The sequence below is a fragment of the Nocardioides sp. J54 genome, from assembly GCF_000519005.1.
In the GTDB taxonomy this organism is placed as follows: domain Bacteria; phylum Actinomycetota; class Actinomycetes; order Propionibacteriales; family Nocardioidaceae; genus Nocardioides.
The window spans coordinates 1-2,929 of the sequence record NZ_JAER01000073.1 but is presented as its reverse complement, the minus strand read 5'-3'; the positions used below and the strand labels follow the sequence as shown (position 1 = coordinate 2,929).

Below are 2,929 nucleotides of genomic sequence, written 5' to 3'. Positions count from 1 at the left end.
CGCCAGATCTACGACCAGATGGCCGAGCCCAAGTGGGTGCTCGCGATGGGCGTGTGCGCCAGCAGCGGCGGCATGTTCAACAACTACGCGATCGTCCAGGGGGTCGACCACGTCGTGCCCGTCGACATGTACCTCCCGGGCTGCCCGCCGCGTCCGGAGATGCTCATCGACGCGATCCTCGACGTCGTGATGACGAGTGAGCGGGAGTGGGGGTGCTACCCGCAGGTGCCGGGGCTCTCTATCGCCCAGCTCTCCCGAGTCGAAGGAGTCGATGCAGTCGGTGTCACCCGCTGGCAGTGGAACGGCACCCGCCGCACCAGACTTGCCGAGGTCGAAGGAGCTGCTCGTGCCGGCGATGCGCACGATTCGACAGCGGCGGACGACGCGTTGTTCGGATGACGATGGATTCGAAGATCGCGAGCGGTGACCGGGCTGCGCTGGAGCGACTCCTCGGCGTCCCGGAGATGGCCTGGTTGCTGGCCCGGGTGCGCTCCCGGATCGCTGCATCCCGCGGATCGAGCCTCACCGGTGTCGTACAGCTCGACGAGCCGACCGACGCGCAGCGGTCCGCGGCGGTGCGGCTGGTCGGGCGGCCACGACGCCCGGGGGCGACCCTGCGGCTGGACCTCGCCGACGTCGAGGCGATCCTGCGCAGGGGACCATGGCCAGCGGGGCTCGCCGACGCCGTCGAGACGCTGATCGGACCCGTCGTCGACCCGGCTGTAGAGCGCCAGCGCACCGCCACCGACTGGGCCCGCGCTGCGGACGGCCTTCGCGACGCTGTTGCCGACCACCCGGGGCTCGGGGACTGGTGGGACGGATTCTGCTCGACGGGTGGCCTCAAGCGAGCAGCGCGGGCGGAGGCTGCGCGGACCGGGGTTGCCCACGGGCCCGACGTCGGTGCTCGTCTCGTGGAACTGGTGGCATCGGTCGTGGCGGCTCTCCCATCGGCAGGGGAGCCGTTGTCTGTGTTCGCGCGACGGCTCACTGGCGACGCGCATGCTCTCGACATGTCGCGTCCACTCGGCCGCTTGGCTGCCGCCGCTGTCGAGGCTGCGTTCGCGCCGGGCGCTCACTCGAGCCGCGATGCTTGGGCAGCGGTTGGCGTCGTACTGTCCAACGTCGCGTCGACGGTTCTGTGCCTGGGGGTTCCGGGTGCGACTGGTCCGGCTGGGGCGGCGGCGCAGGCGAGCGCGGCGGCGCTGGAAGCCATGCGCACGGCCCGGATGCCTCTGGTTCTGACGCTCGACCAGGTCCGCTCCGGCGGTGTCGCGGCGTTGGCAACCGAGCAGGTCGTCCACGTCTGCGAGAACCCGACGATCGTCGAGGTTGCCGCCACGGCCTGGGCGTGCTCGCATGCGCGCGGGTCTGCGCCGGTGCTGATCTGCACGTGGGGCCAGCCCAGCACCGCGGTGGTGGAACTCATTGCCATCCTGACCGGACGCGGAGCCGGGTGTCGCTACCACGGTGACTTCGACTGGCCAGGTTTGCAGATAGCGCAGGCCCTCCGCCGGCGGGTTCACTGGACGCCGTGGAGATACACCTCCACGGACTACCTGGCCGTTGTCGAGGGCGACCTGCCATCACTTGCCCTCGAGGGACGCCCGGTCCCCTCGCCATGGGACCCGAGGCTTGCCGAGGTGATGGCCGCGCACGGGCTTGCGATCGAGGAGGAGGCGATGGCGGAGACGCTCGCCAACGATCTGATCGCCGCATCCCGACCGACGGGCTCGCCAGGGTGAGCGACGAATCCCTGCCACTCCTGCAGGGTATCGCCGGTACGCTTGAAACGGAGGTGCATCGAGATGACCGCAGCAGCGATCGAGCCAGAGCCGGTTCCGCTGACCAGGGACGCCGCTGGTCGGCTCATCGTGATCGGCACCCGAGTTCCGCTGGACACCCTCGTCGCAGCCTTCGAACGAGGGGACTCGCCCGAAGCAATCCACGAGTCGTATCCGACCGTCTCGCTCGGGGACATCTATGCCATCTTCACCTACTGCGTGCGTCATCGTGACGACGTCAATGACTACCTGGCGGGGCGAGCCGACGAGCGCGCCGCGCAGCGCTCTGCGATCGAGACAAGGTTCCCGCCCGAGGGCCTCCGCGCAAAGCTCCTCGCCCGGCCGGACGCATGACGGTCAAGTTCCTGGCTGACGAGAACTTCGATCACAAGACACTGGCAGGGCTGAAGCGACGCGAGCCCGATCTCGACATCGTGCCCGTGCAAGAGGTTGGTCTACGCGAGGTCGATGACCCGCAGGTGCTGGAGTGGGCCGCCCGCGAGGAGCGCATCGTAGTGACTCACGATGTCTCGACCTTCGCCGACTTCGCCTATGAGCGCGTTGCGGCCGGACTGCCCATGCCGGGGGTCATCGAGATCCCGGAGTCCGTCCCCCGGTCTGTGATCATCGACGAGCTCATCCTGATCGCTGGCGCGGGCGAGCCAGACGACTGGGAGAACCGGGTCGTCTACCTCCCGCTCCGCTGACACGCCGACTGGTCCCGCGAGCAGGATTCGATCGCGGCCACAAACCAGCCACTTATGGCTCCGTCCTGGCCCGGGCAGCTCCGTTACACTCCGATGTGGGCAGCAAGGTCCTCCCGCGCAAACCCGAGGAGATCCATTCTCCTCCGAGCCAATCCGTAGTGGTCGACCTCATCCAGAGGTCGCAGGTTCAAATCCTGCCCCCGCTACAAAGGCAAGTTCGCGAAACTTGTCGCAGAAGTTAGTGAAACTGGCTGGTCCTGAGTCATCGGGGCCAGCCAGTTTCGTTTGCGAGCCAGGTTTCGGCACGGTTCTTGCGAGACAGGTCGCGCCCGCGACCCCGCGATGGGTAAGAGTCCCCGGGAGTGGTGGGGTTTGAGGGACCACGGCGAGGCTGCCTGACGTAGACGGCCATCGGCGGGATCTTCGGTGTGAAACGACCAA

At 68.0% G+C, this 2,929-nt stretch carries 3 protein-coding genes and 1 pseudogene; all 4 read left to right on the top strand.

The window, feature by feature from the left end; all coding sequences use genetic code 11:
- Positions 1-186: pseudogene (locus tag NOCJ54_RS29230) on the top strand (NADH-quinone oxidoreductase subunit B); the annotation flags it as partial.
- Positions 187-401: 215 nt separating this feature from the next.
- Complete coding sequence (locus tag NOCJ54_RS0122535) at positions 402-1,742, top strand: TIGR02679 family protein (protein ID WP_036519472.1); 1,341 nt, start codon at positions 402-404, stop codon at positions 1,740-1,742.
- Between the two features lie 63 nt (positions 1,743-1,805).
- Entirely contained in the window at positions 1,806-2,135 is a 330-nt protein-coding gene (locus NOCJ54_RS0122530; RefSeq protein ID WP_036519466.1) for a DUF433 domain-containing protein, read from the top strand.
- Positions 2,132-2,488 (top strand): DUF5615 family PIN-like protein, encoded by a 357-nt coding sequence (locus tag NOCJ54_RS0122525; protein WP_028657281.1) that lies wholly within the window; start codon positions 2,132-2,134, stop codon positions 2,486-2,488. The genes NOCJ54_RS0122530 and NOCJ54_RS0122525 overlap by 4 nt, the downstream gene beginning before the upstream one ends.
- Positions 2,489-2,929 lie beyond the last annotated feature (441 nt).